Consider the following 26,246-nt stretch of genomic DNA (forward strand, 5'->3'; position numbering starts at 1 on the left):
TATTTAGTTAGATTTGTGAATATGAACAACAACGACTACATTGTCCCGGCTGGTACACGCATTGGCCACGTACACCTGAAAGTGTCTGATTTGGAGCGCTCATTGGAATTTTATTGCGGGCTGCTGGGTTTCGAGCTGACTACACGCTATGGTGAGCAGGCAGCTTTTGTATCTGCGGGTGGGTACCACCACCATATCGGCCTGAATACCTGGCAGAGCGAGGGCGCTCCGCCGGCTCCCGCTTACGGGGTAGGGTTATACCATCTGGCCATTGTGTATCCCATTAGAAAAGACCTAGCCGCTATCCTCAAGAGACTCGTGGAAGCAGGGTACCCACTGACAGGTGCCAGTGACCACGGTGTATCCGAAGCTCTTTATTTGGACGACCCCGACAAAAACGGTGTAGAGCTCTATTGGGATAGACCTAAGGCACTTTGGCCGTCGAAGCCCGATGGATCGCTCGATATGTATACCCGTAGGTTGGATTTACAAAACCTATTGCGCGAGCTGGAACAGGGGCGACCACACACAAAAAAACCTATATTATGATATTTGAGCTCACCGAAGAACAACGGATGATACGGGATGCTGCCCGTGATTTTGCCCAGCAAGAACTCAAACCCGGCGTAATTGAGCGAGATGAAAAGCAACAATTCCCCACAGAGCAGATAAAAAAACTTGGTGAATTGGGCTTTCTCGGGATGATGGTCGACCCGAAATATAACGGTGCAGGGCTCGATACAGTTTCTTATGTGTTGGTGATGGAGGAGCTCTCCAAAATCGATGCCTCGGCGTCGGTGGTGGTCTCTGTCAACAACTCGCTGGTATGCTACGGCCTGGAGGCCTACGGCACGGAAGAGCAAAAGGAAAAATACCTCAAACCCCTGGCCGCCGGAATACAAATAGGTGCATTTTGCCTTTCCGAGACCGAGGCCGGTTCAGATGCTACGTCGCAGCGTACCACGGCCGAGGATAAAGGTGATTATTACCTAATCAACGGAACCAAAAACTGGATCACTAATGGCAGTACAGCATCTACGTACTTGGTCATCGCACAAACGGACGCAAGAAAAAAGCACCATGGTATCAATGCGCTCATCGTGGAGAAAGGCATGGCAGGCTTTACCATCGGCCCGAATGAGAATAAGTTGGGCATACGGGGATCCGATACACATTCCCTGCTGTTCGATGATGTCAGGGTGCCGAAGACAAATCGGATCGGTGAAGATGGTTTTGGTTTCAAATTCGCGATGAAAACGTTGGAAGGTGGCCGCATTGGTATTGCAGCACAGGCGCTTGGTATTGCAGCTGGAGCGTATGAACTTGCCCGCGATTACGCCAAAGAGCGCCAGACGTTTGGCAAACCCATTGCTAACCACCAAGCCATTCAGTTCAAATTGGCCGATATGGCTACCCAAATCGAGGCTGCACGACTGTTGTGCCTCAAGGCAGCATGGCTCAAGGACCACGGACAGCCCTATACCCAGGCGGCGGCCATGGCCAAATTGTACGCCTCTGAAGTGGCTATGCGGACCACCGTGGAGGCGGTGCAGATACATGGTGGCTACGGCTACGTGAAGGAATACCATGTAGAGCGCCTGATGCGTGACGCTAAAATCACGCAGATCTATGAGGGCACCTCCGAAATCCAGCGTATGGTTATCGCTAGGGAGTTGCTGCACGATTGAAGTGTCGGTTTTTCCATGCTTATGACTTCGGCGCTGTTGCCGTGCATTTAGGGAGTCCAGCTATTTACGGGATAGCATTGAGGAAACGATTTGAAATGTAAATCAGGGTATCAAAAAATCAAAGAGTCAGGAACTTCTGCCTGTATTCGGTGGGTGTCATCCCAATGAACGTTTTGAATTGCTTGTTGAAATTTGAAAGGGTATTGAAGCCGGATTCGTAGCAAATCTGGGCAATCGTCTTCGCTTCTTCCGTAGAGAGCTGCTTACAGGCATTACGGATGCGTAGTTCCGTGAGGAAATATGAGAACGACTTGCTGGTCTTCATCGTAAAATAACGACTGAACGATGTGGGTGTCATATTCAGCAATGTGGCAACCTCTTCCAATGTGATTTTGTATTTGAAATGCTTGGCCGCATAGTTATAAACAATATTAATACGGTTTGTTTCGACGTCTTTCAGCTTGTAATGCACCATGTCGTCATGCAACAGATGGTATTCCTTGCTTTTGGCAAGCAAATTAAATATCCGGAATAAGTGGATGATGCTTTCCAAACCATGTAAATGTACGAGTTCGTGCATCAATACTGCTGTTTGGTGGGCGGTATTTCCGTATATTTCCATTCCGCGCCGGATTTTATCCAATAGGGTTTTTAGCTGATCGAATTCTTGCTTTTCGATCAGCTGACCGAGAGCGGTACCATTAAAATAGATAACCAGCCCACGGCTGACTTCTTCGTTTTGCGGATCGAAATAACACTCGTCGCTGCGCCAAAGGTGTGGGATGTGGGGGCCGAGAAAAGTCAAATCGCCACCATCGAATGGTTTCACCGTATTACCGATGAATTTGGTGCCCGTTCCCTCCACCACTAAGAAAAGCTGATATTCCGAATGGGCATGCCATGTGGGGTCGAAATGCCTGTCGTGCAGCTCCCGGATAAAGAAGATGTTGGATTCTGGGATTCTCGTTTTCTGGATGGCCGTTTTTTTTACCACAATATTCATGATAATTTCTCCTTGGTCATATTGGCGGTTCTAAAGGTAGTTAAACCGCCGATATTTCCATTATTGTAAAGAAAATGTTAGCTAATTATCCGCTAATCGTGTTACATTGACATTAATTAGATAAAATACAGTCAGCATTTGTTAATTAATAGGTGTGCAGAAATTGAGTAAACCATTACCTTAGCAAATACAATTAGTCTGAATGATCGATTAGGCTGTCCCTTATTCGAAAGGCGGCCCAATGCGGTGTTATTAAAGGCATAAAAATCTTAAAATAAGTAAACTATATTAAAATAGCATTACCCAGTTATGTCACTGAACGTTAAATTAGGTGTGAGCACGTGGTTGTGGACATCCCCATTCCGCACAGAAGATGCGGCCGGTTTGTTTGAGAAAATCGCCGCATTAGGCTACAACGCTGTCGAAATCGCGGTAGAAGATCCTGCATTGATTGACATCCCTACGGTAAAGACTGCGTTGGCCGACAACCAGTTGGAGGCAATTATCTGTGGGGCGTTCGGACCGACAAGGGATTTGACGAGCGACGACGAGCACCTGCAACGTACCGGCTTGGATTATATCGAGACATGCCTCGACATCGCCGCCGAATTGGGGTCACATTTTTTTGCCGGGCCGATGTATTCGGCGGTAGGAAAGGCTCGAATGGTGGCGCCGGAGCAACGTGCTATTGAGTGGGAACGAGCGGTAACCAATTTACGTATGGTCTGTGAAAATGCTGCCAGCAGAGGGTTGGAGATCGCACTCGAGTCGTTGAACCGCTTTGAATCGGATTTGATCAATAACGTGGACGATTTGCTTCGTTTGATAGGGGATATCAATCATCCTGCTGCTAAAATATGCCTCGATATGTTCCACATGAATATCGAGGAACCGGACCCTGAGGCCGCCATTATCAAGTCGGGTGATAAGCTGATTCATGTCCAGGTATCGGAAAATTATCGGGGGACCCCGGGCACCGGCAACGCGAGCTGGGATGCTTATTTCCGTGGGCTGACGGCTATTGGCTATCGAGGGGTGGTGTCGATTGAAAGCTTTACGCCAGCCAATAAGGAGCTAGCTGCCGCGGTGTGCATCTGGCGTGACCTGGCGGAGAGCCAAGATACGTTTGCGAGCGATGGCTATACCTTTTTGAAAAACTGGGCGACAGGTCGTTGACAAAATTTGTTAGTTACAATAGCAAGAAATAGAAAAAACAAAAAAATATGAGTAAAAAACCAATTAATGTGGCCATTGTTGGCTTGGGATTCGGGGCGGAGTTCATCCCTATTTACCAGCAGCATCCTGATGCCAATATGTATGCTATATGCCAGCGGAATGAGGAAAGCCTGAATAAAATAGGTGATGCTTTCGGGATAGAAAAGCGGTACCGTGATTATGACGAGCTACTGAAAGATGACCAGATCGATGCAGTTCATATCAATACGCCGATACCCAACCATGCCGAGCAATCGCTAAAAGCCCTCCGGGCCGGTAAGCATGTGGCGTGCACGGTGCCCATGGCCACTACGGTTGAGGAGTGCCGCCAGCTGGTGGAAGCAACCGAAGAAACCGGGTTGACCTATATGATGATGGAAACCGTGGTATATGCCCGCGAATTCCTTTTCATGAAAGAACTATACGAGAAAGGTGAATTGGGCAGGATACAATTCCTAAAGGCCAGTCACCAGCAAGACATGGACGGATGGCCGAATTACTGGCCGGGGTTGCCCCCTATGCATTATGCTACCCACTGCGTGGGGCCGGTGCTGGGACTTACGCGAAGCGAAGCTGAGTATGTATCGTGTTTCGGCTCGGGGACAATCCGCGAAGAGCTGCATCATTACTATGGATCCAAATTTGCGGTAGAGAGTGCCCATATCAAATTCAAAGATTCGGATCTGAGTGCCCATGTATATCGTTCGTTGTTCGATACTGCACGCCAATACCGTGAAAGCTTTGAAGTGTATGGCTCTAAGAAAGCCGTGGAGTGGCCATTGATAGAAGGTAACCCGCTGGTGGTGCATACCGCCAAAAAGCCCGAGCCTGAAATTCCAGAGGAAGTGGTGTGCCCAGACTATGCTCATCTGTTGCCCGAACCCATTCAGCACTTTACTACTGGCGGCGTGTACGATGAGGACGACAACCAGCACCTTTCGTTTATCCAAGGCGCGGGCCACGGTGGATCCCACCCTCATTTGGTACATGAGTTTATCAGCGCATTAACGGAGGGCCGGCAGCCTTTCCCGAATGCGCGGCAGTCGGCCAACATAACCTGCGTAGGTATCTTGGCACATGAATCGGCACTGAAAGGAGGCGAACGTATCGCTTTGCCAGATTTTACCTTGGCGGTCCGATAACAATCGGCATAGGCTAAGCGAAAAATGCCGTCGATTTAATGAAAGCACAGCTTGTTATAAATCAATAAACGTCGTTCAAACAATAAAATGAAAAGATTAATTAACCTATTGGTGTTGGCCACAGTGCCGCTGTTTTTTTTGAACTGCGGTGGCCAGCACAGTGATGATGGGCCGAGGCGGTTGGAGCTGTTTTTTCTTGGCCATGCCAGCAAGCACCACGATTCAGAGTTACTGGCCGGCATTTTGGCCCAAGCGTATTTCCCTGAAGGGATCAACATCACCTACTCTGTAGATCCCGAGGATTTGACACGGAAAGACCTCCATCGGTACGATGGACTGATTCTTTATGCTAACCACGATTCTATCAGTGCGGGCCAGGAAAAGGCATTGTTAGACTATGTGGCCTCGGGTAAGGGATTCATCCCCCTACACTCGGCCTCCTACTGCTTCCGTAATTCGCCGGAGGTTGTAGCGCTGATTGGCGGACAGTTCAAAAGTCATGGAGGTGGAGCATTTTCAGCAGAAATTGTGAAACCCGAACACCCCGCAATGGAGGGCGTGACCCGGTTTGAGACCGAATGGGATGAGACGTATGTGCACGACCATATCGCAGATGATATTGAAGTGTTGATGGAGCGGGTGGACAGCACGGGCCGTGAACCCTATACTTGGGTGAAGGAATATGGGAAAGGCCGGGTGTTTTATACCGCTTTCGGACATGACGAGCGAACGTTCCGTAATCCCGGATTCCTCCAACTGGTTAAAAGTGGTATTCGATGGGCGGTAGGTGAAGAGGCGGTGCAGCGGATGGATGCCTATACCGTTGCCCAGCCACAGTACGAAGAAGGACGTATGCCAAACTACGAGCGCCGCGACCCGCCACCGCGCTACCAGCTACCGTTGAGTGCGGAAGAATCGCAAACACTGATCCAGGTACCGGTCGGCTTCAAATTGGAGCTGTTTGCCAGTGAACCCGATATCAGGAAACCCATCGCCATGGAATGGGACGAGCGAGGTAGGCTGTGGGTTGTGGAAACGGTCGATTACCCCAATACGGTACGGAATGACAACAGCGAGGGCGACGATCGCATTACGATTTGCGAAGACACCGACGGCGATGGTAAAGCAGATAAATTCACGGTTTTTGCTGAAGGGCTGAATATTCCTACGTCTTTTACTTTCGCCAATGGTGGTATCATCGTTGCACAGGCACCCCACTTTCTATTTCTCAAAGACACCGATGGGGACGACAAGGCTGATGTACGCGAAGTACTGATCGACGGCTGGGGCACTTACGATACCCACGCGGGTCCATCGCACCTACAGTATGGATTGGATAACAAGATATGGGGAACCGTAGGTTACTCCGGATTTGAGGGAACCATCGGCGGCCAGCCGTTCCGGTTTGGTGCCGGGGTTTATCAGTTCGATCCCAGCGCGGAGCACTTCGAATTTTTGGGTAATACCACCAATAATACGTGGGGGCTTGGCTTTTCGGAAGAGTTTGATGTGTTTATATCAACAGCCAATAATGAGCATAGCGACTTCTTCGCTATTCCTGCACGATATTATGAAAAAGCAAATCTGCGTGAGCGGGGTATCGAAAAAATTGATGGGCATTATGCTATGCACGTACTCACCAAGGAGTTGAGGCAAGTAGACGTACATGGTGGGTTTACCGCAGCGGCGGGGCATAGCTTATATACAGCGCGGGCGTTTCCGCAGGAGTACTGGAACCGGGTGGCTTTCATCTCCGAGCCTACGGGTAGGCTGGTGCACCGACATGTGCTTGAGCAAGTGGGGGCTGGCTTTAAAGAGAAAGGTGATGGCTGGAATATGGTAGCGAGTTCCGACAACTGGTTTGGCCCGGTTGCTGCCAAGGTGGGACCGGATGGATCCCTTTGGATTTTAGACTGGTATAATTTCATTATCCAGCACAACCCCACGCCCGATGGTTTCGAAAATGGGGAAGGTAACGCATATATCGACCCTCTACGGGATAATACCAAGGGGCGTATCTACCGGTTGGTGCATGAAGATGCCAAACGGTATAAGCCCGTGAAGTTAACCCCCGAACGCCCGCGTTCATTGGTTGACGCACTCCAGAATGACAACATGTTCTGGCGGCTTACGGCCCAACGGCTATTGGTCGAGTCGGGTGATACGGAAGTAGCCGGTAACCTGTATCGGCTAATCCGCGATGAATCCGTAGATGCCGTGAATACCAACGGGCCGGCGGTACACGCGATATGGACCTTGCACGGATTAGGTTTACTCGATGGTTCCGACGAGGAGAGCTTGGATGTGGTCATCGGGGCATTGAAGCATCCCGCGGCTGGTGTTCGTCGGGCCGCTGTACAAACGCTGCCCATAAACCAAGGCAATGTGACTCAGCAGTTGATCGCATCAGGCGCTACGAACGACCCCGACTTGCGGGTGCGCCTAGCTGCGTTCCTCGCACTGTCGGATGCGGCACCCTCGGTCGAAATCGGTAAGCTCATCTTCGATGCCGTAAAGCAACCCGAGAACATCCAAGATAAATGGATCTCTCACGCCCTGCTTATTGCTGGCGCTGTGCACCGACAAGCGTTCATGGGCGAGTACCACCAACAGATTGGCCATCCCGATCTCTCTAACACGGATGGCTCACTAGCGGAGCGGATATTTGCCGGTAAAAGTATGACGGTGCTTCCACTGGGTGCCGAACGCGGCGGTGCAGTAGGCGGGCGCCAAATCCCCGATTTTGCCAATCAGGAAGTCAGTTTCGTCACCGAGGTGCGGTCGCCTGAAATGCGACGGATATTGGTTGAAGGTGTGCTGGTATCGCAAGGAGATAGCCGGAATGGATATGCTGTGTATATGAAAGACGGTAAGGTAAACTTCCAAGTAAACCAGAACGGTCACAAAACGATTATCCAATCGACCGACGAGCTGCCCGGCGAATTTAAGGTGAAAGCTTCGTTGCTCACGGGCGGCAAAATGAGCCTATCTATCGACAATAAGCAGGTTGCCGAGGGCAATACACTGGGGCTGTTCCCGAAAGTGCCCGACGGGGTCATCCGGGTGGCGCATAATCGGCGGCAGCAGTGGGGTACGGATGAACTGCTCCCCAACGTTGGCGACTATCCCGATGACTTCCATTTTACGGGTGAATTGGTAAATACAAGACTCGTAGTGGTCAACCTGCATACGACCGATGAGGGCGAGACTGTGGTAGCCGACAATACGATTACCATCAAGGCCGTCATTGGTGAGATGAAATACGATGTGACCAATTTCACTGCCAAGACAGGGCAAACGCTGAAGATTATCTTTGAGAACCCTGACCACATGCAGCACAACCTGTTGATATTGAAGCCGGGCAGCTTGGAGAAGGTGGGTGAGGCTGCCGATGCGCTGGCCAAACAGCCCAATGGCGTCGAGATGCAGTATATCCCTACGACTTCAGATGTATTGTTCAGCACGCCGCTTGTCAACCCAGACGAGAGCTACGAACTGACGTTGACGGTGCCGGATACACCGGGCGAATATCCTTATGTATGTACTTTCCCGGGCCATTGGCGTATTATGCACGGCATAATGAAGGTAACGAGGTAATTCGTGGCAAGTGGACAGATGCAATTTTGGGGGCTGGTATTTAAGAAAAATCGTGGACTATTATTTTATGTGCTGATTTTCCTTCTATCTTTGTGCGTATAGGCATTATTAACCCAATTTAAAATATAATAATGATAGAAAAAGTAAGTAAATCGATTGCCGTTGTCCTTGCGATGGGTGGTGTATGGGCCTGTAACCCGTCTCAAGAGCAATCATCAGCCACCGATAGCTCATCTGTTTTGACCGTGTCGCCCACCGATTTCCAATCGTCAGCAGGCGGTGATTCTGTCGAACTGTATACGTTGACCAATGGTGAGGTTGTGGCTGCAGTCACCAATTACGGCGCCCGTGTGGTCAGCCTACATGTTCCAGACCGGAACGGAGACCTCGTGGATGTGGTGTTAGGCTACGCAGGCTTGTCTGCTTACCAGCAACCGGACGATGGCTTTTTCGGGGCTGTTGTGGGACGCTATGGTAACCGGATTGCTAAAGGGCAGTTTGAGCTGGATGGGCAGCAATATCAGTTGGAAATAAACAACGGTCCGAACTCCCTACATGGCGGTACCACCGGATTCTTCTCGAAAGTTTGGGAAGTGAAGCATGTGAGTGATAGCAGCCTCGAACTGAAATACGAATCGCCCGACGGTGATGCTGGTTACCCTGGGATGTTGCAAGCCACTGTGACTTATACGGTGACGGCCACCAATGGATTGGAAATCACTTACCATGCAACCAGCGATAAGGCTACGGTGGTGAACTTAACAAATCACGCTTATTTTAATCTCAGTGGGGAGGGCGACAGCACCATCTTGGATCACCTGCTGACCATCCGCGCCGATGGGTATACTCCGGTAGACGAGACACTCATTCCTACGGGTGAAATTGCCTCTGTAGAAGGGACTCCCTTCGATTTCCGCCAGCCCACTGCCATCGGTGCGCGTATCGATGCACCGGACGCACAGCTGTCGCTCGGTGGGGGATACGACCACAATTTCGTGTTGAAGAAAGACCCAGGACTGCAGTTGGTGGCTACTGTAGAAAGCCCCAAGACAGGTATTATAATGGATATCCTGACCGAAGAGCCCGGTTTGCAGTTCTATAGTGGCAACTTCATGGACAATATACAACATGCCAAAGGTGGAAAAACCTATGGTTATCGCTCCGCATTCTGTTTGGAGACCCAGCATTTCCCGGATTCACCGAACCATCCGGAATTCCCTTCCACGGTTCTGGAGCCCGGTGCAACATATACCACAAAGACAATTTACCAGTTCAGGTAGTAGGCTTTTGGTTAGCAATAATCTTCAATAATGTTTCCCGCTACCTTTCACAGTGGCGGGAAATATTTTTTATAACGGTGGCTTAATTAGCCTATCAAATCGTTTTTTACGTAACGGTAACTTTTTGTAATACTTTCAAAAGGGTCGGTTGTGATGAGATCTTGTTCTACGAAAACATATTTGAGCCCGGCGATATCGGCCTCTTTCATTATTTTCTTGAAATCAATACTCCCTGTTCCAACCTCAGCGTAGGTGATGTTTTTCGTAATTTCCATAAACGGTTTCGAGTCGTAGTCACTGCCCGTTATGGTTGCTGAGTTGCTTTTGTCCATGTCTTTGATATGCCAAAGAGGGAAGCGCCCGGGGTGTTTTTCGAAATACGCCACACTGTCCGTTCCGGATTTTTCACTCCAAAATAAATCCAGTTCAAACGCTACCAGGTCGCTATCGGTGTTGTCAATCAGGATATCCAACCCCCTACTGCCGTCTGACAGGGTACGGAACTCCCAGAAATGATTATGGTATCCGATCTTCAATCCTGATTTAGCAGCCAATTCGCCTCCCAGATTAAGCTGATCGGCCATGAAGCGGTAGTCGTCTGCTGTCAGTTTATCAATCAGGAGGATAGGGGGTACTGGAGCAATCAGGTAGTGCTGGCCTAATTCAGCTGCCGTATCGATATAAGCTTTCAACGCATCTTGGTCACCATTCCCTGGAGTGAGGAAATCACCCACATCATAGTGTCCGCTGTGTGTCTTCAAGTTGTTCGCTGTGAGGAGTGCAGACAGTGCAGGTACATCCATTCCCCAGAAAGCGGCTTTCCCGTCGGTACCGATTTCAGGGCCGAAAGTTTCCACATGGTTGTAGCCTATCTCGCCCACTCGGGCGAGCGTGCCCGCGGGGTCATCGGCTAGCTGGTCACGTAAGGTGAAGAGCTGCAGGCCGACTTCGCGTAGCGATCCTGTTGGTTTTTGTTGCGACGAGCAAGCGAGGAGGGAGGGGCTCAAATAAGCAGCCACCATGCTAATTCCTGCTTGTTTCAGGAATGTACGTCTGTTATCCATTGTTCGGTTTTTTACTTAGCTAATGTAGGTGTTTGAGATGGTGAAAACAAAATTAATATCATCGTGTTACGCATTAACACACTGTTAATGAATATTATGGTAGAATCGATCATTCCACCTGATTTCCTTTATAAAACCGGCCAAGCCGGTGTGCTCGCCGATGTGGAGCAGTTCGATATCGGCTAATTCCGCGAAATCCTGGAAGTGCTGTACCGAGAGATTTTGGCTGTACACTGTGTGGTGCGCACCGCCGGCATAGATCCAGGCCGAGCAAGCAGTTTGCATGTCGGGGAGCGGTTTCCAGAATACACGCGCCACCGGAAGCTTTGGTAGCTGCCGTTGGGGGGCTTGGCCCTGCACGTCGTTTACGACAAGCCGAAAGCGGTTGCCCATATCTACGAGGCTTGCATTCAATGCGCGGCCTGCGGCGGCATCGAATACAAGCCGTGCGGGGTCGTCTTTCCCGCCTATGCCCAGCGGATGCACTTCAAGCGACGGTTTGGCATTTGCCAATGCGGGGTCTACCTCCAGCATGTGGGCACCGAGTACGAGGGTGTTTTCCGGATCGAAATGGTAGGTATAGTCTTCCATGAAAGCATTGCCACCAGGCATACCGGCTGCCATTACTTTTGCGGCTCGCACCAGCGCCGCCGTTTTCCAATCACCCTCGCCGGCGTAGCCAAACCCAGCCTGCATCAGCCGTTGTGTAGCGATGCCCGGTAGTTGTTTCATTCCGTGCAGATCTTCGAACGTATTCGAGAATCCCTTAAAGCCGCCAGCTACGAGGAAATTGCGGAGACCGATCTCGATCTGGGCGGCATCGCGGACATGTTGGTGTTTCTCTCCACCGGTTTTGACAGCGGTAGAGAGTGTGTACATCTGCTCGTATTCATCGATGAGAGCGTTTATCTGGGCATTGGAAACGCCGTTGATCACCTCGACCAAGTCTCCCACGGCGTATGTGTTTACCGAAAATCCGAATTTTGCTTCGGCATCCACTTTGTCACCATCTGTTACCGCCACATTGCGCATGTTGTCACCGAAGCGGGCAAACCGTGCACCCTGCCAGTCGTGCCAAGCAGCCGCCGCACGTGTCCACACGTTGATCTGTTCGATCACATCTTCCTGTTTCCAATATCCGGTAACGACCTTTCGGTTGATGCGCAATTTGGAAACGATGTGGCCGAACTCCCTATCGCCGTGGGCACTCTGGTTGAGGTTCATGAAATCCATGTCGATGGTCTCCCAGGGTATATCCCGGTTATACTGCGTGTGGAGATGAAGTAACGGTTTCCGGAGGATGCCTAAGCCCCTGATCCACATTTTGCCCGGCGAAAAGGTATGCATCCATGTGATGATACCGATGCAGGAAGGTGCTTGGTTGGCCTCGGCGATAGCCGCATGGATTTCCTCCGGCGTTTTGACAATCGGTTTGAAAACGACCGTGACAGGAATCTGCGGCACGTGGTTCAAGTAATGAGCAATTTCTGCTGCGTGTGCCGCAGCTTGCTTTAAGGTCTCTTCCCCGTAAAGATGTTGGCTCCCCGTTAGGAACCATACTTCAAATTGTTTAAGATCGATCATGTATTTATGCTGTCTAGCGTCTATTGTCTATTGTCTATTGTCTGCTGTCTATTGTCTGCTGTCTATTGTCTGCTGTCTATTGTCTCACCCTACTGCCCATAGTAAGCCCCCGCTCCATGCTTCCGCTCGTAATGTTTCTTGATGAGTGAATCTTTAAGCCGTGGTACGTTGGGGTTGATTCCCTCGGTAAGCATGGCCATTTTCGCGATGTATTCTAGTACAGCACTGTTGTAGATGGCTTTTTCGCCCGTTTTACCCCATGTAAACGGTGCATGGTTCCCAACCAGCACCATTTCGATTTCTTTGTAATCTAGTCCGTTTTGCTCGAAATGATTGAGGATCTGGAACCCCGTTTCATATTCATAATCACCGGCGATCATTTCATCGGCCATGGGTGGTATGCAGGGGATATCTGTTGTAAGGTGGTCTGCGTGGGTCGTTCCGTATATAGGGATATCGCGTTGGCTTTGTGCCCAAGCAGTTGCGTAGGTGGAGTGTGTATGCACGATACCACCGATGCTGGGCCAGTGTTTGTAAAGTACCGCGTGAGTTTTGGTATCAGACGAAGGGCGCAGGTCACCTTCCACAATTTTCCCGTCGAAATCGACGACGACCATTTTTTCGGGTGTCAGGTCGGTGTATGCGACGCCGCTCGGTTTGATTGCGAAAACACCTAGGGCGTGGTTGGCCACGCTGGCATTCCCGAAAGTAAACAGCACCAGGCCGAGCTGGGGGAGCTGCATGTTCTGCCGGTAGGCGTCGTGTTTTATTGCTTCATACATGCTCATGGTAATTTGCTCATTAGTTTGTTAGATGACGTTCAATGAAGTCGCCCACACTTGTATAGCGGACGTATCGGTCTGTATATAAGGCGTGGTGCGCGGGGTTAGGATGGTATACCTTATCGAAACCCTGGCCCATTTGCTGCATAGCGTCTTCTACCCGGTCGAACCTACCGGCTGCCGTTGCCGCAAACATGGCAGCACCGATGGCACAGGTTTGCTCAGACCGGTGCACTTTGATGGGCATGCCGATGACATCAGCCATTACTTGCATTACGAAGGGTGACTTACGTGGTATCCCGCCCAGTGCAATCAGGCCCTTCACGGGGATTTCCTGTCCGGTAAATCGGTCTACTATTTTCTTTGCTCCGAAGGCCGTGGCTTCGACTAGGGCACGGAACAGTCGGGGTGCATCTGAGGCGAGGCTGATCCCGGTGAAGGCACCTTTGACGAGCTGGTTGGCGTCGGGCGTGCGCCGCCCGTTAAGCCAATCGATAGCTAGTTCGCTGCCAGCTGTGGGCTGAATTAAGCTGGCTTCCTTGCTGAGCTCCGAGAGCAGACTGTCTTCGAGTGCGTTAATCGTGGCCGGGTCTACAGTGCCGTGGGTTGATAAACCTTTCAGAGGCCAAGCCAACAGGTTCTTAAACCATGCGTATGCATCGCCAAATGCAGACTGGCCTGCTTCGAGGCCCACCATACCCGGTATCACGGAGCCATTGACTTGCCCGCAAATGCCCGCTATCAGTTTGCCCTTCATGTCGCCCTGTGGGGCGACGAGGATATCGCAGGTAGAAGTACCGATGATTTTGCTGAGGTAATACGGTTCGATTTGCCCACCCACGGCTCCCATGTGGCAATCGAAAGCTCCGATACCGACAACCACGTCGGTGCTGAGACCGAGTTTTTGTGCCCACTCGGGGCTCAATGTACCGGCAGCTTGGTCTGCTGTGAAGGTCTCATTTGGTAATTTATCCCTAAACCCATCCAATAGGGGGTCCAGTGATGCAAAAAAATCGTTCGGTGGGAATCCGCCGAATGTTTCAGCCCATAATGATTTGTGCCCTGCCGAGCAGACCCCTCTTTTGATATCTTGGGCACGTTTCCCCCCGCATAGTAGGAACGGAATCCAGTCGCAATGTTCTACCCAAGAGTAGATGGCAGTCCCTACTTTTTCGTCTTCACGGAGTACATGGAGCAACTTGGCCCAGAACCACTCGGATGAATAGATACCCCCTACATAACGGAGGTAATTTGTCTCAAAGCGTTCCGCGTGGGCGTTGATAGCAGCAGCTTCGCTTACCGACGTATGGTCTTTCCACAGCACAAACATAGCATTCGGGTTTTCCGAGAACTCCCGAAGTAATGAAAGCGGGACACCGCGCCGATCTACCGCTACCGGCGTCGACCCTGTGGTATCCACCGATAAACCAATCACATGCTGCGCGATAGCCTGCCCCACCTGGTTAACACACATCCGTATCGTGTGTTCCAGTCCCTCGATATAATCCAACGGGTGTTGCCTGAATTGATTGTTGGTCACATCACAATACAAACCGGCCTTCCACCGGGGATATTCAAATACCGATGTTGCCAGCTCCTCGCCGGTTTCAGTGTTTACCAAAACAGACCGTACCGAATCTGTTCCGAAATCAACACCGATGACATAAGTTGCAATCATTCTATTTGCCGTTATTAATTGATTAGTCGTGTCTAAGTAACATTTAATTAGTGAGAATTAAAAGAAAAACGTAATAATATTTTAATTATTATGTTAGTTATACGTTTTCAATATTCAGGGTTCGATACGAAATTCAGGAATTTCGTGAACTTCTCTTTGTAGGTGGCCTTATCCAGTTTATAATAAAATGCACCTTTTTTTGAGTTTTCCTTGTCTTTATCGAGCTGTTTGATGAGCAATCCGGTTGAGCGGAGTTTCCGGGTAAAGTTACGTTTATCCAGCTCCACGTCGTAAACCTGCTCGTAGAGGGTCATGATTTGCGGGATGGTGAATTTTTCGGGCAGCAGCTCAAATAAAATTGGGTGCAGTGCGGCTTTATAACGCAGTCTATTCTTGGCGTGCTGCACCATTTTATCGTGGTCGAAAATGAGCTTGGGCAGCCGGTCCAATTGAAACCATTCGGCCCGGTAGTTGTCGCCGATTTGCTTCTCGTATTTCTTTATATCAATAAGTGCAAAGTAGGTAATACTGATCGTCCGTTCAATCGGATCACGGTCGGGTTCACCAAATACCAGTAACTGTTCCATATAAACGTTTTTCAACCCGGTGAGCTGCTTCAATACTCTTGAGGCCGCATCTTCCGGGCGTTCGTCCGATTGGACGAAACCACCCATCAAACTCCATTTGTCTTTCTCGGGCTCGAACCCCCTCTTTATCAGCAGTAGTTTAAGATTGTATCCGTCAAATCCAAAAATGATGCAGTCTACGGCAACTAGGATACGGTTCTGTTTCGTGTATTTTGTCATAATGCAGGCAATCGCTGTTCGTCAAATGCAATAATAATAGATTAAAATGGGATTATCAGGCGATAATAAGCTTTTTATCTGTCAATCCGGTCTCAAATCATGCCGTTATGTTATCATGAAGTGACATTATTTTATCATGCTGTGCAATTGGCTACGCAAAAACACAAAGGAAGGTTAAATTTTAAGTATTTGCAAATGAGATTTTTAGTAAGCCAAAAAAAGGATATGTTTAAAATTACTTAATTGTTTTCTTGACGTTTATTGAAAAATGTTCGAATTTAGTGGAACACTTTCCTCGTTGCAAAGGGGGTGGATTCAATTATAGGCAAAATAGCCATAAGTTATGTACCGTATCTATTTCCTTTTCGGCATGTTCTTTTACCTCGGCATTTCGGCTGCCTATGGCTCCCACTATGCTGTTTCCAGCCCCGACGGTCGTTTGGAGGTCGTCGTTGCACACGCCGGGGTGGGGCAATTGTATTATTCGATTATGCGTAACGGCGTTGTCGTATTAGAAAGCAGCCAGCTTGGTTTGAGGGGTACGGGTATTCCTGTTTGGAGTCAAATCCATGTTGAAGCAGCGTCCGACTTGGTCCGGGTAACCGACAAATATGAAGTTCGGACCGGGAAGCGGCGGTCGAACATCTATTGGGCTAATCGGCTGGTATTGCAGATGCGCGATGACACCGGAGCGCGATCTGATTTGATTTTCCAGGTATCGGACGATGGTGTGGCCTTCAGATACTATTTCCCCGATCCGCCAGCTGGCGGTATGACCATCAACGAGGAGCTTACCTCTTTCCGGTTCCCTGCTGACGCCAGGGCCTGGTTGCAACCCATGGCGGTAGCAAAATCGGGATGGGAGCAAACCAACCCGTCGTACGAGGAACATTATCAACAAGGCATACCGGTGGGCACGGCGGAACCGTCCGGTACGGGGTGGATTTACCCGGCATTATTCCAAGTGGACAGCACCTGGGTGCTGATTACGGAAGCAGGTTTGGATGGGCGGTATTGTGCGACACGACTACGGCCCGGCTCACCCGGTGGGGAATACCGGATCAGTTTCCCCGATACCCGAGAAGTGATGCCTGATGGCGGGCTGTTACCGGAATCAGATGAACCTTTTTACTCACCCTGGCGTGTCATCACGGTGGGATCGTTGGCTACGATTGTCGAATCCAACCTGGGGCTTGATGTAGCCGGCAAGGCGATAGCCATCACCGAAGATATCGTTAAGCCCGGTAAATCCTCGTGGAGCTGGATCAATTCAAAGGACGACTATATCATCTATGATGAACAACGTAAGTACATAGACTTCGCCGCCGATATGGGGTGGCAGTACTGTTTAATCGATGTCAACTGGGATGAAAAGATCGGTTACGGTAAGATTGAGGAACTGGCCGACTATGCTGCTACGAAAGGGGTGGGGTTATTGCTGTGGTATAATTCGGCAGGGAGCTGGAATACCGTGAAATACACCCCGAAGGATCGATTGCTTACCTCCGAAAGCCGGAACGAAGAGTTTTCCCGCATCAAATCCATGGGGATAAAAGGGGTTAAAATCGACTTTTTCGGCGGCGATGGACGGTCTGTTATCCAATACTATATCGATATTCTGGAAGATGCCGCGAAGCATGGCCTGCTCGTCAATTTCCACGGTGCCACACTGCCCCGCGGTTGGTCGCGTACCTACCCTCACCTGATGACGGTGGAAGCGGTTCGTGGATTTGAGATGGTCACGTTTTCCCAAGACGATGCGGATAAACAGCCTACACATGCCACCATCTTGCCTTTTACGCGTAATGCGTTCGACCCGATGGACTATACGCCGATGAACTTGTCGGAAGTACGCACAGGGGTGAAGCGCCGCACTACGGCTGCATTCGAACTGGCAACAAGTGTACTATTTGTATCGGGTATCCAGCATTATGCCGAATCGCCCGAAGGCATGGCGCAGGTACCCCAATATGTGAAGGCTTTTTTGCGTGACTTGCCCGATACGTGGGACGATGTCCGTTTCATCGACGGGTTCCCCGGCAACGACGCTACCGTAGCCAGAAGGTCGGGTAGTCGGTGGTACATCGCTGGTATTAATGGCGAGGCCGAATCGAAACGTATTGTAGTAGACCTGTCCGTATTCGAGGGCGTGGAGAAAGCTATACTGATTACGGATGGTCAACAACCTGGTTTATTTGAACGCAAAATGGTTTCACTTGAGAAGCAACCGGTAGACGTCAAACCCAATGGAGGCTTTATCATCGTATTGGAATGACGATAAACCGGGTGAAATTAAATAGCTAAATATGAAGGGAACGAGTTACATCATCATTATCTGCTTTGTGGCAATTTCCGTTTTTTATGCGGGGGCACAGGAACGGATATTTGATATTGCAATCGATAGACCGATCGGAGAAGTAAGCCCGCAGATGTGGGGGGTGTTTTTCGAAGACATCAACTTGGGTGCGGATGGCGGTATATATGCTGAGTTGGTAAAGAACCGATCGTTTGAGTTTTTCAGGCCGATGATGGGATGGCACCCCCTTGGTGCCCCTGTCGAGGGAGCACTGTTGGTACTCAACCGACAGGAGCACCATGCGAAGAACCCACGTTTTTTGCGGGTGAATACCATGGCTATCGGGAGCAGCGGTTTGGGCTTGGGCAATGAGGGTTTCCGTGGTATGGGGGTGAAGGCCGGGGTGCGCTATGATTTTTCGATAATGTACCGACAGCACGTACCCGGAATCAGCTTGCGGCTCGAACTGGTAGATTCGGCAGGCATAGTAATCGGTGCCGGCAGGCTGGAACCTGCTGCCGTTACCGGAGGCTGGCAACAGCAAATCACCAGTTTCCATGCCACAGCGACCCACCCGAAGGCACGTTTGAATATATGGTTTGAAGGTAACGGAGAAATAGATCTCGATATGATTTCCCTTTTCCCCGCAGATACGTGGCAAGGAAGGCCGGGTGGGCTCCGTGCCGATATGGTGCAACTATTGGCCGACATGGAGCCTGGTTTCCTCCGCTTCCCCGGTGGATGTATCGTTGAAGGCTACGACCTCTCACAGCGATTCCAATGGAAGAAAACAGTAGGACCCGTGGAAGAACGACAAATGGTGATCAATCGCTGGAATTTTGAGTTCAAACATCGGCCAACACCAGATTATTTCCAGACGTTCGGCCTCGGCTTCTTCGAATATTTCCAGCTGGCCGAAGATATCGGTGCGGAGCCGTTACCCATTATCAACTGCGGCATGGCGTGCCAATTCAATACCGCCGAAGTGGTACCCCTTGATCAGCTCGACACCTATGTACAGGACGCGCTCGACCTTATTGAATTTGCGAATGGCGATACCACCACCACATGGGGTAGATTGCGGGCCGACATGGGCCATCCCGAGCCCTTTAACCTCAAAATGATCGGTATAGGCAATGAAAATTGGGGGCCGCAATATGTCGAGCGGCTAGCGGTTTTCCAACAGGCGATGAAGAATCGGCATCCCGAAATCGCCATAGTAGCTAGCTCGGGCACCGATCCCAATGGAGACCGCTTCAATTATCTCGATTCGGCACTACGTAATCTGGGTGTCGATATTATTGATGAGCATTATTACCGGCCACCCCAATGGTTTTTCGACAATGCCGCACGTTATGATAACTATGACCGCAACGGACCCAGAATCTTCGCAGGGGAATATGCCGCACAGAGTGTGGCCATAGCTAGCCCCGACAATAAAAATAACTGGTTGACGGCACTTTCCGAAGCTGCCTTCCTTACGGGGTTGGAACGAAATGCAGATATCGTTACGCTGGCATCCTATGCTCCTTTATTTGGGCATGTCGATGGCTGGCAGTGGACCCCCGATCTCATTTGGGTAGATAACCTCACTGTGTACGGTACCCCCAATTACTATGTGCAGAAGCTGTATTCAACCAATAAGGGGACACATATCGTGCAATTGACCGAGAAAGGAGACACAGTAGCAGGCCAACGAGATTTGTTCGCGTCGGCGGTAGTAGATAAGAAAACAAATGAGCTGATTATCAAGGTGGTGAACCGATCAGATTATCCGATTGCCATCCAACTTGAATTGTCCGGGGCAGACCACGTCGCACAGACGGCTGTGCATGTTGAAATGCGCAGCGATGATTTGGATACGGTTAACTCCATAGAAGCGCCGTTGGCCGTTAGTCCCCAAGAGCGGGAAATAGTCATTAACCATCGAAGCCCCCGTGTGGAAGTGAGCCCGTATTCATTTAACGTGTTCAGGTTTAAAATCTAAGCATAAGGTATGGCTGGGGGTAAGATGGTCAGGGTATGATTTTTTAAATAAATAAGTGTTTTATGAACATTATATATGTGCTGTTTGTCAATCCACCGCCGTGACGGCTTAGGGTACTTACGGAATTAGTTGAATCAAATATTTACAACCAGAAAATTAACTAGTTATGAGTAACTATAAACCAAAGCAAACGAATGCGAAGCATGTTATGCATATCGTTTTACTCCTATGTATTATGATACTAGGGGGGTATGGCTATAGTATGGCTTACCTCCAAGAGACGATAGTAAAAGGTACCGTTACCGATAGTCAAGGCGGGCCGATTGCGGGTGTGAGCGTTTCCTTAAAAGGAAGCAATAACGTAACGACTACCAACGAGGCGGGCACTTATTCAATACGGCTGCCCGACGGTAATGGAACTCTAGTGTATACCTATATCGGCTATATCGCACAGGAAGTAGCCGTAGCCAACCGGGGTACGATAGATATCCGACTGGAGGCAAGTAATGAAGCCTTGAGTGAGGTTGTCGTAGTGGGATATGGCACACAGACCAAAGCTTCAATCACAGGCGCAGTTAGCACAATCAAGTCGGAAGATCTGGTGCGGACACCTGCCGTTGCCGCAACGAGCGCCCTGGTGGGCAAAGTACCGGGTGTCACCGCACGCACGACCGACTCCCGGCCGGGTAATGGCGCAAATATCCAGGTGCGTAATTTGGGAAACCCATTGTATGTGATTGACGGGGTGCCATACAGTACCAGTGATGGCACCACCGCATTCGGTTTCAATACCGGTGTTTCCGGCCAGAATATCTTCAACAACCTAGGTCTCGAGGATATTGAAAGCATTACTGTGTTGAAAGATGCTTCAGCATCGGTGTATGGATTGCGGGCATCAAACGGCGTTGTCTTGATTACCACAAAGAAAGGCCGGCAAAACGAATCGACCAGCATCAATGTGACAAGCTATTACGGATTGCAGAATTTCACCCGTTTCCCCAAACCCGCGAACGCGGGTCAGTACATCCGCGGCTTATTGGAATCCGCACAAAACTTCGGAAATGACCCTTCGTTGCTCTATTCGCCGGAACAATTGGCCAAGTGGGAAGCAGGTACGGAAAATGGATATAAAAGCTACAACTATTTCGACGAGGTGATGCGGCCGAACGTACCTCAATATTACCTGAGTGCCAACGCTTCCGGTGGGTCGCAGCGGTCTAACTATTACATTTCGTTGAGCCACATCAACCAAGAGGCGATCATTAAGGATTTTAACTTCAACCGAACGAACTTGCAAGCCAATATAAGCGGTAACCTTGCAAAGGGACTGACGGTGGGTACCCAGATAAGCGCCCGGGTAGAGAAGAGGCATAACGTGGGGGTGCCGGGGCTAGACGATTATTTCAACCCCTTGCTGAGTGTATTCAGCATGTGGCCTACCGAAAGCCCTTACGCGAATGACAATCCCGATTACATCCACCAAACGCACAATGTGAATGTCAATCCGGCTACTTACAAAGACGATGTAACCGGGTGGGTGGATGAATGGTGGCGGGCGATGAATGTGAACCTCACGGCAGAATACGACTTTAAATTCGGACTGAAGGCGAAAGGGCTGTACTCATATAACTTTACCAATGAAGATTTCGACGGGTTTGAATATACGTATGATGCTTATCTGTATGATGAAGCTACCGATACGTATTACACCCAACCGGGCTTTGGCAACCAAAACCCATGGCGCGAAAAGCATAAACGAAACGTCATCGCCAGGTTCGCACAGTTCCAACTGAGCTACGACAAACAAATCGGACAGCACTCCATTGCGGCAGTCGCCGCATACGAGCGCTCAGATAACGAGAATTCTTATAATGTGATACATACCATCCCCTCGAATAACTACATCCCATTGATGCTGTTTGCCGAGCAGGATTACCTGGCAGATGAGTGGAGCGTAGAAGCGCGGGCGGGTTATATCGGCCGTATCAATTACAACTTTGCCGAGAAGTACCTCTTAGAGGTGTTGGGCCGGTACGATGGTTCTTACCTCTATGCGCCAGACCATCGCTGGGGGTTTTTCCCCGGTGTTTCGGTAGGTTGGCGGCTTAGCGAAGAAGGTTTTGTGAAAAATCGTGTGGGGGGTTGGTTAGACGATTTTAAACTGCGCTTGTCGTACGGAGAGACGGGAAGCGAAATCGGTATCGGTGCATTTGCTTACCTGCCTGGCTATACTTTCGGTGGCGGCGGTGTGAATGATGGTCGGAACGCCGTGTTAGACGGAAACTTTATAAGCGGTCTGCGGCCGCGGGGCCTGCCGATAACCAACCTTTCGTGGGTTACTAACCGCACCCAGAATATTGGGTTTGACTTCACGGTGCTCGGCCGGCTGAGCGGCCAGTTCGACCTTTTCGAACGTAGGCGTACCGGGTTGCCTGCTGCACGATATGACGTTTTATTGCCCAGTGAGGTGGGTTATACGTTGCCAAACGAAAACCTTAATTCGGATGCCACGCGTGGGATGGACGGGATGATTACCTGGCAAGACCAAGTGGGCAATGTGCAGTATTCCATCGGCGTGAACGGAACGTTGGCACGACTACGTAGCCTCAGCACATACAAACCCCGTTTCGGTAACTCGTACGACGAGTACCGTCGCGCTGCGGAAGACCGTTGGGCGAGTGTCAATTGGGGTTATCAGGTAATAGGCCAATTCCAGTCGCAGGAAGAGATTGACAGTCACCCGGTCAATATTGACGGTCAGGGCAACCGCAGCCTGCTTCCCGGCGACCTTATATTCAAAGATGTGAACAACGACGGCATTATCAACGACTTGGACGTAGAACCGATAGGATACGCCGAAGGGGCGCTGCCATACTTTAACTACGGTATAAACGGCAGTGTTGCCTGGAAAGGCATCAGTATCGCGTTTGATTTCGTAGGGGCGGGTATGCAGACGTTTTTCAGGGATTGGGAGTTGAAGTATCCATTCCAAAATAACGGCAATCTGCTCCGGTCTTTTGCCGACGACCACTGGCGGCGTACCGACCCTTACGACCCAAACAGCGAATGGATACCCGGCACGTATCCCGCACTGCGGAAAGACTTGAACACACACGTCAACTACCGCAGGAGCGATTTCTGGGTGACGAATGTACGCTACCTCAGACTTCGTAACCTGGAAGTCGGTTACAGCTTCCCGCGGCAGCTCATCGAAAGGGTGGGTATCTCGGGATTACGCATTTTCGCGAACGGCACCAATCTGTTCTCCTTCGATAACGTAAAGAAGTTTGAAATCGATCCAGAGATAAGCAGTACAAACGGATTGGTTTATCCACAGCAGAAACTATATACGTTTGGATTTAATTTATCGCTTTAAAACTTGATAGCCATGAAACGAATATATCAATTGATCATACTCGGTGCCTTTCCAGTCGTGTTTCTCTCTTGCGAGAAAGACTGGCTGGAACGGAAGCCAAAGAATATTATCTTAGAAGAGCAGGTCTGGAACGATCCGACGCAGATTTTGGGGTTGCTGGCGAATTTCTACGATCGGCTTCCCACAGACATGGGGTTGACCGACCCTGACCATACGTCGATAGACATCAATCAGGAACGGCAGGCCCAATGGCGTAGGATGGCAGATTATGACGACGCCATGTGGTCTGGGTTTTCCAATGAAGAAGGGCGAAACAATATCGTCAGCTACTCGTTCGATCGCTGGCGAGTTTGGAACTACAGCTTGGTGCGCGATATCAATCTGGCATTGGAAAACATCGAAAAATATGCCGAAAGCCTGAGCGAGGACCAGAAAGCGCAGTTCACCGCCGAACTCCGGTTCCTGCGTGCTTACAATTACTTTGAGCTTGTGAAACGGATGGGTGGCGTGCCGCTCATTACCACACAGCTTATTTACGATTACAGTGGCGACCCATCGTATTTGCAGACACCGCGAGCCACCGAAGCCGAGGTCTACGACTTCATCGCGAGTGAGATAGATGCCATCCAAGACAAACTGGGTAATGTGGGCAGTAACACACGCGCCAATAAATACACCGCACTGGCGTTGAAAAGCAGGGTAATGCTCTATGCAGGGTCGCTGGCCAAATACAATAATGAGATGGGAGGGCCCATTACCACGCCGGGCGGTGAGGTGGGTATACCCGCCAATCGAGCGGCCGCATATTTCGAACAATCGCTTGCGGCATCGGCCGAGATCATCAATAGTGGCAATTACTCATTATACCAGAATAACCCCGATTTGGGTGAGAACTTCTATGAGGCGGTGGTAAGGAAGAACGGCAATAATGAAGTGATATTTGCATGGGATTTCCTATCGTCAAAAGATAAGCGCCACTGGTTTGCCTACGATAACATCCCGCGCAGCATCCGCGAAGATAACCTCAGCTCGTCCAACATCACGCCATCGCTGAACCTCGTAGAGAGCTACGAATACCTCGATGGGAGCAGTGGCGAGCTAAAGGTACGCACCGCAGATAATAGCGATTTCATTTATTACGACAACGTAACCGATGTTTTTGCCAACAAGGATGCGCGGCTGTACGGTACGGTCATCTACCCCGGTGCGTCGTTCAAAGGACTCACCGTTGAAATGCAGGCCGGTGTGATGGCATGGAACGCCTCATCGGGCTCGTACCAAACCATAGAAGGAGCCGACCTGGGCTCAAGCTGGGGCGGAGATGGGTACCCCAACGGTGATGGGAAGCTTCTGACCGCTGCCGGTGGCCCGCACCGCTCCATACAGGAAGTTTCTAACACTGGGTTCTATCTACGCAAATACCTCGACTCAGGACCAGGAACCAGTACCAGGGGTATCCGTAGTGATGTATGGTGGGTGTGGTTCCGATTAGGTGAGGTTTATCTCAATGCCGCAGAAGCCGCACTGGAGCTGGGTCGCGAGGCCGAAGCTGCGCAGTACTTGAGTACATTGCGGGAGCGCGCGGGCTTCGGAGCCAATAGCATAACCGCATCGACCATCACGATGGCACGGATAAGGAACGAAAGGCGGGTTGAGCTGGCTTTCGAAGACCACCGTGTGTGGGACCTGAAACGCTGGCGTACCGCGCATGAAGTTTGGAATGGAAGCTCCAATAGCCCCGACGCGGTTGTTTACGCGCTTTATCCCTACCGTGTGGTACGACCCGGCGATGCTGCGCGTGATGGTAAATTTGTATTTGTGAAGATGGTGGCCCCCCGTTTCCGGGCACCCCGGTTTTTCCAGATGGGCAACTACTACTCATCCATCGACCAAAGTGTGATCGATAACAATCCGAAAATCGTGAGAAATCCATTCCATTAATTATAAGTATCATGAAAGTTAACAAATATATATATTGCTTCTTCGCCATCGCAATGGCCATAGTAATGGGCTGCGAAAAAGATAATTATGAAGCACCGACATCCATGCTTACCGGACGGGTGGTTTACGATGGTGAGCCTTTGGGATTGAGATCCGGAGGCGTACAGATGGAACTGTGGCAGCATGGGTACGACCTGTTTTCCAAGATTCCGGTATATATCGATCAGGATGGAACGTTTTCCGCCAGGTTGTTTGATGGTAACTACAAGCTCGTACTATTGCGTGGCAACGGCCCATGGGCCGATAATACGGATTCGTTGGATGTAAACCTTAAGGGAACTGCTTCGATAGATATTACTGTCGACCCTTACTTCATTATCACCAACCAGTCGTTCCAGCGGAGCGGCGATGTGATTACGGGCACCGTTACCGTCAAACAAGTAAATACTTCGCGCGCATTGGAGCGTGTGGCGATCTATTTGGGACAGACGCTGATTGTGGACCAGAATAACAGTGCTGCCCGCGCCGAAATAGCGTCGGGTGATGTAGACGATTTCACCCAACCCATCGATCTCCAGGTGAGTATACCCGCGTCTTTGGCCAGTAAAGGATACCTTTTTGCCCGTATCGGTGTTAAAGCAAACGGTGTGGCCGAATATGTGTATTCCCATCCCGAACGTATCGCATTGTAATGTGCGGCAAATGAGGTCGCTAGTTGAAGGGTATCCAGTGAGTGGATACCCTTTTTTGTAATATTTTTGACATTGCTGTCCCATTAAAATCTGAAATTGTTCTTTGAAATATTTG

General features: G+C 50.1%; 17 protein-coding genes. 11 read left to right on the forward strand and 6 right to left on the reverse strand.

What is annotated here, in order from left to right; genetic code table 11:
- Positions 1-21 precede the first annotated feature (21 nt).
- Both NGM62_RS16115 and NGM62_RS16120 read left to right on the forward strand, forming a co-directional pair.
- Complete coding sequence (locus NGM62_RS16115) at positions 22-549, forward strand: VOC family protein (protein ID WP_262249290.1); 528 nt, start codon at positions 22-24, stop codon at positions 547-549.
- Positions 546-1,688, forward strand: coding sequence for an acyl-CoA dehydrogenase (locus tag NGM62_RS16120; protein ID WP_262249291.1), 1,143 nt, complete (start codon positions 546-548; stop codon positions 1,686-1,688). Before NGM62_RS16115 ends, NGM62_RS16120 begins: the two co-directional genes overlap by 4 nt.
- A 118-nt stretch (positions 1,689-1,806) precedes the next feature.
- Here the strand turns inward: NGM62_RS16120 and NGM62_RS16125 are convergent, their stop codons facing one another.
- Positions 1,807-2,682, reverse strand: coding sequence for a helix-turn-helix transcriptional regulator (locus NGM62_RS16125; RefSeq protein WP_262249292.1), 876 nt, complete (start codon positions 2,680-2,682; stop codon positions 1,807-1,809).
- A 318-nt stretch (positions 2,683-3,000) separates the two neighbouring features.
- On the opposite strand from NGM62_RS16125, the gene NGM62_RS16130 reads away from it, so the two are divergent.
- The 4 genes from NGM62_RS16130 (at position 3,001) to NGM62_RS16145 (ending at position 9,925) form a co-directional block, all read left to right on the forward strand.
- The gene (locus NGM62_RS16130; RefSeq protein WP_262249293.1) at positions 3,001-3,867 is read left to right on the forward strand and encodes a sugar phosphate isomerase/epimerase family protein; all 867 of its coding nucleotides are present in this window, start codon (positions 3,001-3,003) and stop codon (positions 3,865-3,867) included.
- Positions 3,868-3,914: 47 nt separating this feature from the next.
- Positions 3,915-5,048 carry a Gfo/Idh/MocA family oxidoreductase gene (locus NGM62_RS16135; RefSeq protein WP_262249294.1) on the forward strand — a complete coding sequence of 378 codons (1,134 nt, stop codon included), beginning with the start codon at positions 3,915-3,917 and terminating at the stop codon, positions 5,046-5,048.
- Between the two features lie 87 nt (positions 5,049-5,135).
- A complete protein-coding gene (locus tag NGM62_RS16140) occupies positions 5,136-8,645 on the forward strand; it encodes a PVC-type heme-binding CxxCH protein (RefSeq protein WP_262249295.1) in 3,510 nt (1,169 codons plus the stop codon).
- A gap of 131 nt (positions 8,646-8,776) precedes the next feature.
- Positions 8,777-9,925, forward strand: coding sequence for an aldose epimerase family protein (locus tag NGM62_RS16145; RefSeq protein ID WP_262249296.1), 1,149 nt, complete (start codon positions 8,777-8,779; stop codon positions 9,923-9,925).
- Positions 9,926-10,011: 86 nt separating this feature from the next.
- Here NGM62_RS16145 and NGM62_RS16150 read toward each other — a convergent pair whose 3' ends face one another.
- The 5 genes from NGM62_RS16150 to NGM62_RS16170 all read right to left on the reverse strand — a co-directional run bounded on the left by NGM62_RS16150 (position 10,012) and on the right by NGM62_RS16170 (position 15,839).
- Positions 10,012-10,989: a sugar phosphate isomerase/epimerase family protein gene (locus NGM62_RS16150; RefSeq protein ID WP_262249297.1), complete on the reverse strand. Its 978-nt coding sequence runs from the start codon at positions 10,987-10,989 to the stop codon at positions 10,012-10,014.
- A gap of 84 nt (positions 10,990-11,073) precedes the next feature.
- Positions 11,074-12,573, reverse strand: a complete 1,500-nt coding sequence (araA, locus tag NGM62_RS16155) for an L-arabinose isomerase (protein WP_262249298.1) — start codon at positions 12,571-12,573, stop codon at positions 11,074-11,076.
- A gap of 89 nt (positions 12,574-12,662) precedes the next feature.
- Positions 12,663-13,361 (reverse strand): L-ribulose-5-phosphate 4-epimerase, encoded by a 699-nt coding sequence (locus NGM62_RS16160; RefSeq protein WP_262249299.1) that lies wholly within the window; start codon positions 13,359-13,361, stop codon positions 12,663-12,665.
- A gap of 13 nt (positions 13,362-13,374) precedes the next feature.
- Complete coding sequence (locus NGM62_RS16165) at positions 13,375-15,033, reverse strand: ribulokinase (RefSeq protein ID WP_262249300.1); 1,659 nt, start codon at positions 15,031-15,033, stop codon at positions 13,375-13,377.
- 107 nt (positions 15,034-15,140) lie between these two features.
- Positions 15,141-15,839: an NUDIX hydrolase gene (locus tag NGM62_RS16170; RefSeq protein ID WP_262249301.1), complete on the reverse strand. Its 699-nt coding sequence runs from the start codon at positions 15,837-15,839 to the stop codon at positions 15,141-15,143.
- Between the two features lie 343 nt (positions 15,840-16,182).
- Here NGM62_RS16170 and NGM62_RS16175 point away from each other — a divergent pair, with 343 nt between their 5' ends.
- The 5 genes from NGM62_RS16175 to NGM62_RS16195 all read left to right on the forward strand — a co-directional run bounded on the left by NGM62_RS16175 (position 16,183) and on the right by NGM62_RS16195 (position 26,131).
- Positions 16,183-18,114, forward strand: coding sequence for a glycoside hydrolase family 97 protein (locus NGM62_RS16175; protein ID WP_262249302.1), 1,932 nt, complete (start codon positions 16,183-16,185; stop codon positions 18,112-18,114).
- Between the two features lie 31 nt (positions 18,115-18,145).
- Entirely contained in the window at positions 18,146-20,122 is a 1,977-nt protein-coding gene (locus NGM62_RS16180; protein WP_262249303.1) for an alpha-L-arabinofuranosidase C-terminal domain-containing protein, read from the forward strand.
- Between the two features lie 166 nt (positions 20,123-20,288).
- Positions 20,289-23,498: a SusC/RagA family TonB-linked outer membrane protein gene (locus NGM62_RS16185; RefSeq protein WP_262249304.1), complete on the forward strand. Its 3,210-nt coding sequence runs from the start codon at positions 20,289-20,291 to the stop codon at positions 23,496-23,498.
- Positions 23,499-23,510: 12 nt separating this feature from the next.
- Positions 23,511-25,439, forward strand: a complete 1,929-nt coding sequence (locus NGM62_RS16190; RefSeq protein ID WP_262249305.1) for a RagB/SusD family nutrient uptake outer membrane protein — start codon at positions 23,511-23,513, stop codon at positions 25,437-25,439.
- An 11-nt stretch (positions 25,440-25,450) separates the two neighbouring features.
- Positions 25,451-26,131, forward strand: coding sequence for a DUF3823 domain-containing protein (locus tag NGM62_RS16195; protein ID WP_262249306.1), 681 nt, complete (start codon positions 25,451-25,453; stop codon positions 26,129-26,131).
- The last annotated feature ends 115 nt before the right edge of the window (positions 26,132-26,246 follow it).

This window comes from Parapedobacter soli (assembly GCF_025460835.1).
In the GTDB taxonomy this organism is placed as follows: Bacteria; Bacteroidota; Bacteroidia; order Sphingobacteriales; family Sphingobacteriaceae; genus Parapedobacter; species Parapedobacter soli.